Genomic DNA, 6988 nt, shown 5'->3' with positions numbered 1-6988 from the left:
TTATCAAAATATCTGGCTTTATGGTTTGTTTCTTGTTTTATAAATTAACCTACTGTTTAATTTTCAAAGTTCATTTTGCTCTCTTTCGAGTACAGTAATAATAATATCACCTTTTAAATAACAAGTCAATACATTTTTTTATGTTTTTTTACATTTTTTCTATTCTTTTGTAAAAAACAAATTTATCTTGTTACACATTCATGTAGAATCAATACTTATTTTGTTTCTACTTTATTATCTATTAATTGTAAGTTATAACTTCTAATAACTTCTATCAGTAGTTCTGCATATATACGATTCCCACTTTTGTCTTCAGCTGTACTATATCCAGCATCTTCTAATGCTTGTGCTTGACTAATATAGTCTTTTGATTCAAACAATCCATTTTTTCTATACCTTTTATTATTCACTAAAAATAAACCATGGTCTTTTACAGAGTCCTCCAGTGAACCATATGACCTAAAACTTGCTACAATCTTTTCATTATAATGTTCAGAAGTTGAAATTGCTACACTTTTTCCCTTCCATGCTTTATCTGCCTTTATACCAAATAAATTATTACTTTGCTTTGTAAGTTTAGAATTACCCCACCCAGATTCTAATATTGCTTGTCCAATTGTTATAGATGGTAATATGCCATAATCGATATACTCTCTTATAGCTGAGTCTTCTAATTTCTTTATAAACTTAATTTTTTCATCACTATCTTTTAATTCTTTATTTCCAAGATACGTGTATTCTAAATCCTTCATGTATTTTTTTGCTCTACTTTTTTGAGAAGTGTCAAATTTCAATTCATTCAATACTTTATTAAACTTTTTTACCTTGTATACTTTTTCTCCCTTATCATTTTTGTCTTCTACTATAAATTTTTCACCGACATTTAATGTATCTTTCTTTTTTATATTACTTAAATCTTCATCATATATTACCATATCTATAGCAAGTAACTCCTTCCAGCTTAATTGAACTTTTCCGCCCCCTGCTTCATCAGCTACATCCATATAGTATTCAATTTTAGTAGTTTTTATATCTCTTACCTTGTATAAGTCTTCAAAATATTTTGTTATATTAAAAACAGCTATTATACTTGCTATTATAAATACAGTAATAAATATCTTTTTAAATATAAGCTTTAATCTTCTTATAGTTTTATTTTTACCTAAATTTTTTATACATTTTCTAGCCATATTATTCCCCCTTGCTAATTGTATTCCTTATCTTATCATAATTTTTATATTAAGTGGTTATATTTTAATTCTATCTTATATATAAAATTTAAATTAAGTTAATAAAAGCTAATTTAAGTATCTTCAATTAAATTTTTTCACTATTACATCCACTATATACTTACTTGCATTTCCATCCCCATATGGATTAGACGCTTTACTCATTTGAATATAATTATTTCTATTTGTTAATAATTGTTTTACAGAATTATATATATTTTCTTCATTTGTACCTATTAATTTAAGTGTTTTTGCTTTAACACCTTCTATTCTTTCTGTCTTTTTTCTTAACACAAGTACTGGTTTTCCTAGTGATGGAGCTTCCTCTTGTATTCCTCCACTATCAGTCATTATCATATAGGATTTGTTTAAAAAATTATGAAAATCAACTACTTCCAAAGGCTCGATAATGTGAATTTTTTTAGAATTTTTCCCAAATACTTCACTAGCTATACTACGTATTTCAGGATTTAAATGTATAGGATATACTACCTGTACATCTTCAAATTCATCTACTATTCGTTTTACAGCTCTAAATATATTTCTCATGGGTTCTCCTAAGTTTTCTCTCCTATGAGAAGTCAATAAAATCATTCTGTCATCACCAAGCTTATCTATTATAGGATGAGTATAATTTTCTCTTATTGTCATCTTTAATGCATCAATTGCAGTATTACCTGTTACAAATATATTGTTTTCAGACTTTCCTTCTGAAATTAAGTTTTGTTTTGCCAAACTAGTAGGGGCAAAGTGTATATCAGCAATAATTCCTGTAAGCTGTCTATTTAGCTCTTCTGGAAATGGAAAATATTTATCATAAGTTCTAAGTCCTGCTTCTATATGACCCACTAGAATTTTACTATAAAATGCAGTTAAACTAGTAGCTAGAGTTGTCGTTGTATCTCCATGTACTAAGATTATGTCTGGCTTTTCTTTATCTATAATCATGGGAAGTTCATTTAAAACTTTACATGTTATATCATTTAAACTTTGCCCTTTTTTCATTATGTCTAAATCATAATCTACATTTATATTGAAAGTTTCTATAACCTGGTCAAGCATTTCTCTATGTTGTGCTGTCACACACACAATACTGTTTATATGCTCTCTTTTTTCAAGTTCCTTAATTAAAGGAGCTACTTTGATAGCTTCAGGTCTAGTTCCAAATACAGTCATAACCTTGATGTCATCCATTTATATCTCTCCTAATCAACTATTTATATACTATAATTGTCTATTTATATAACAAGTTTATTTATACCAAGATTTAATAATCTTTATACTCTCTTTTGATGGATAAAAGTTTTTTTCTTCATCAATTTTACCTACACAAAATACAGAAAAACCATTTATCCAATCTTCTTTTTCAAAAACTCGCCTATATGCTTCAAAGCATCTTGCTTGTTCTTCATCATTTATAATTTCTGAAGGAACATGATTCCATGGTTGAGAGCTTGCATTTTCTCTATTTGAAAAACCTAATTCTCCAAAAAATATCGGTTTACGATGAACCTTATAAAGATTATATAGTTCTTCTTTTATATTTTGTCCTCTATTATTCACAGTAGATGAATGTAGAGCAGAAACCAATTCATCAACTGTATTGACAGATTTATCACTTAACTCAAAATACGCTGCTATGGATATAAAGTCTAACTTATCAAAAAAATTATTATTTAGTTTTTGTTCATAAGATAATTTACTATTTAAATCACCTTTTCTCGTATACCACCAATTAGTTCTATATGTTACAAGACCATCAAATTTTGATTGTACAAAATCTATTATTTCACCCCAATTTTGTTGATATTCTTCTAAGTATACAAAATTAGAGCCTACATTTAAAACCTTTACATTCAATGGATTTGATACATCTTCTATAAGTTCATTTAATACAGTATTTTGCCAGTTATAAAAAAATCTTTTTTTATTCATAGGATTCCAATCGGTCTCATATAACTCTCCATTTTTTATCCATGGATATGCTTCTAATATTGTGGAAATACCCTTCTTATTTAATTTTTTTATTAGTTTAATTGCCTTTTTTTTGCTATTATTATCTATTGACATGATATCAGAATTAATATCATCCACATTTATAACTATAGGTACATTTATTGTATTCAATCCTAGCTTATCTATATCCTTCATAACTTGATTTATTTCATAATCTATAGATAAATTGGCTGATTTAATCTTGCCCTCATACTGGCTATTTACTAAACTTCTATTTTTTAATTCAACATTTACAAAATAAATTATAAATATAAAAGTTAAAATAATTCCTAAGATTAAAATATTTTTCTTAAATTTAAATTTGTTTACATTTTTATTCAAATCATATACCTCATTTTAAAATAATACGTTTACTGTATTATCTTCTTTTATATTTCTTAATAAATAACATTGATAGAATTACAGCTACAACTATAACAATAAAAGAAACAACAAAAAAAACTTTAGCTGTTTTACTTATATTCAATTCTCTACTCGAATCTTTTATTTCTTTATTTATTTTTGTATTATACGTTAAATCTTTTACTTCTCCATATTCATCAATTGTTAATGTATCTCCTTTTAAATCATTCACTTGACTTTTATTTAATAAATAATCCATTCCTAAATATAAATTTTTTTCATCTATTGAACTTATTACCATAATATTTTTTTGATTATTGTAAGGTGATTTTATCAATTGTATTGATGAAATATTTTTACCATAATCGTCAATAAAGCTTATCTTATCATTTGATAAAAAGTTAGAATAGTTTTTATTGAACTTTATATTTAAGTTGCTATTTATCATCTTTATAACAGAGCTGTTAAGTGGTACTCCAAAAACTATAATATTCGTATCTTTATATTTATTGCTAAACTCTTTACCTCTAATTACATTTATGTTTCCCTCATGCGAATTCATATTTGCACCTAAATTAACACCTAGTCTGGACATCCATGTCATTGCTTGGGACCCTGAATAATCTGGCATTATCACAGTTAAATCATTAAACTTATCATTCTTAACAAATGGATATGGATAACTTTCAAAACTCAGTGACTGATTCTCTTTTGTTGATAGTTCCAAATAAGAGCTATTTGACACATATGCCCAAGGATTATTACTTTCTCTTGTAACACAATTTAAATTTTTTATACTTAAATTAAACACCAGCTTAACTTGATAATAGTTTTTATTATCTATATCTTTAGGTATTTTTAATTCTAGTTTGTCATTATCTGAATATGCCCTATCTAATTTTTTACTTCCTACGACAACATCATTTATATACACTGTAACTAATGATTTGTCAAAATCCAAATTATCAGAATATCTTAAATTTAAAACAATCTTTGAGCCATTATCTAACTTTCTACCTTTTGGTATTCTAACATCAAATAAAGCTTGTTGACTAAATGCACCTTCCAGCAAAATATCTGTATATCCTAGGTCTTCTAAAGTCATATGACCTAAATTTAATTCTTGTTCACCAGCAGTCTTTATATTAGTATCTTTATTTACAAGTATTGATGATGATAAAATTTGATTAGAAAGTCTATTGTCTATCAATAAATTTGATGCTTTTATTAAATCTTCTTCATTACTACCTATTACTACTAACATCTTCTTATTATTGTTGTATGGAGAATTTATCTGTTTAATTATACAATTTGAAGATAATAAAGTTTGTTCCTTTGCACTTAGAATATTTAAAATTTCTTCTGCCGTATTTTCAGGTTTACCAATGTATATAATGTTATCATCTGACCAGTTCTTCATTTCTGAATATAATTTAACATCAAACTGTAACTTATCGTTCTGTGTTATTTTTCCAAATTCCGATGCTAAATTAAACACAGCTGTAGATTCACCCCTACTCATATTATCTGGAACTACTAAAGTTGTGTCTAATTTAAAATTTTCTTCAATTTCTATATATGGATATGGATACTCATTTATTGAATTGCCCAATTTTTTCTGCTTATATCTAATTGATGTATAAGATTCCTTATGAATAACCATCCAGTTTCCAGTGTTAGAATCATCTTGACATATTTTATCAGATATTGTTTTATATGCTTTTACTTTTATTTCATTATATCCTTGTATTATATATTCTTTTGGTATTAATACTTTTAGTGTATCTTTATAATCTTTTTTGGCATTTAGTTTAATTGATTTTATTGGTACATTATTTATTAAGATAGTTAAACTTGAAACATCTCCATTTAATATTTGACTCTTACTAAAATTAAGATTAAATGACACTTCCTCAACGTCCCAATTTTTGTTTACTTCAAAAAAAGTACTATTGCTCCCTATAACTCCATCAATAGTTACATCTCTTTCAAACTTATAATTTTTGACTTTAGTTTCATCAGCTTTTACTTCATCTACAAATACGATATTTGAAAAAAACAATACTAAAGATACAATTAATACAACAAATTTTTTCATATTAATACCTCCTGTACATGAATTAAAATCTTTCCGTTTTATACCATTTGACCTCTCTTTTAAAAATTATATCTTTTAAATACTCTACCATTCCTTTTATAGCAACAAATAGCCATAGTTGAGAATATGTAAAATACATAAGTGCTACTATAAATATATTCTCGATTGTAGCCTCACCTTTTTCTATAGTTAAGCTTATACTCACTTCTATGATAAATAAAATGTACGATAGTATCCATATTATGATAAAGTTGATTGGAATAGAAATCTCTATTAATTTAAATACACTTAAGACAAATAAAATATCTGAGATAATAACAGATGTTAAAAATAGAAAATATACAGAAAAAAAGTAGGCTATATCAAATACAATTTTATTTTTCCCTTGTTTAAATATATTTTTTATATATTTCATTAAAACGTATATATTACCTTTTGCCCATCTAGTCCTTTGCTTTATCCAAACTTTAATAGTTTCTGGTTCCTGCTCCCATGTTATTGACTGTGGCACAAGTTTTATCTTATATCCTAACTTATATATTCTAAAGCTAATTTCTGTATCTTCTGCAATTGCTTTGCTATCCCATCCCCCAATTTCTTCTATAATACTTTTTCTCAATATAAAGTTAGTTCCTGGTATTGTACATAAATTAAATAATTGCCATCTACCAGCTTGAGACATCCATTGAAAGCTTAAAGTTTCTATATTTATAAATTTCGTCAATAGATTTTTACTTTTATTTCTGGTTCTAAACTTTCCAATAACAGCACCTAATTCATCATCTAGAACTATTGTTTGTATTAAATACCTAAGTGCATCTCTATCTGGAGTATTATCTGCATCATAGACTGCTATAAACTCTCCTTTTGAAATTTTATATCCAATATTTAATGCATTTGATTTTCCCTTACCTCCAGTTATGCTATCTGTATTTATAATAGTAAAATTATAATTTTTATATTTATTCTTTATGCTTTCTAAAATTTCTCTACTATTATCAGAAGAATTGTCATTTATCACAATAAGTTCCATTTTATCTTTAGGATAATTAAGTAGTAGTAAAGATTCCACAGTCCTACCTATTACCTTGGCTTCATTATGAGCAGGAACAAGTATTGATACCATTGGATATCTATCAATTTTTTTTATTTTTTTATCAAAGTTCCTAAAATAAAATAAATACCCCCCCATAGCTAAAACTATATTTATAAGTAGTAAAGACCATATACTAAATAAACTAAATATAAATAGATACTCTGATACATTTAATCCTCTCATAAAATTCTCCTAAAATCTTTTTAA

The 6988-nt window shown here is 26.1% G+C and carries 5 protein-coding genes; all 5 read right to left on the bottom strand.

From position 1 onward, the window contains the following. Positions 1-215: 215 nt before the first annotated feature. The 5 genes from KGF41_RS19005 to KGF41_RS18985 all read right to left on the bottom strand — a co-directional run bounded on the left by KGF41_RS19005 (position 216) and on the right by KGF41_RS18985 (position 6964). On the bottom strand, positions 216-1190 hold the full coding sequence (locus KGF41_RS19005) for a glucosaminidase domain-containing protein (protein WP_227830091.1): 975 nt from the start codon (positions 1188-1190) through the stop codon (positions 216-218). A 123-nt stretch (positions 1191-1313) separates the two neighbouring features. Further along, positions 1314-2423, bottom strand: coding sequence for a non-hydrolyzing UDP-N-acetylglucosamine 2-epimerase (gene wecB, locus KGF41_RS19000; RefSeq protein ID WP_227830092.1), 1110 nt, complete (start codon positions 2421-2423; stop codon positions 1314-1316). Between the two features lie 57 nt (positions 2424-2480). Continuing rightward, the gene (locus KGF41_RS18995; protein WP_227843017.1) at positions 2481-3566 is read right to left on the bottom strand and encodes a glycoside hydrolase family 113; all 1086 of its coding nucleotides are present in this window, start codon (positions 3564-3566) and stop codon (positions 2481-2483) included. Between the two features lie 37 nt (positions 3567-3603). Continuing rightward, positions 3604-5685, bottom strand: a complete 2082-nt coding sequence (locus KGF41_RS18990) for a cellulose biosynthesis cyclic di-GMP-binding regulatory protein BcsB (protein WP_227857054.1) — start codon at positions 5683-5685, stop codon at positions 3604-3606. Positions 5686-5707: 22 nt separating this feature from the next. Further along, complete coding sequence (locus KGF41_RS18985) at positions 5708-6964, bottom strand: glycosyltransferase (protein ID WP_227830095.1); 1257 nt, start codon at positions 6962-6964, stop codon at positions 5708-5710. Positions 6965-6988 lie beyond the last annotated feature (24 nt).

The organism is Clostridioides sp. ZZV14-6150 (assembly GCF_020657875.1).
Taxonomy (GTDB): domain Bacteria; phylum Bacillota; class Clostridia; order Peptostreptococcales; family Peptostreptococcaceae; genus Clostridioides.
The sequence above is the reverse complement of the archived record's forward strand: the minus strand, read 5'-3'. Positions and strand labels throughout refer to the sequence as shown.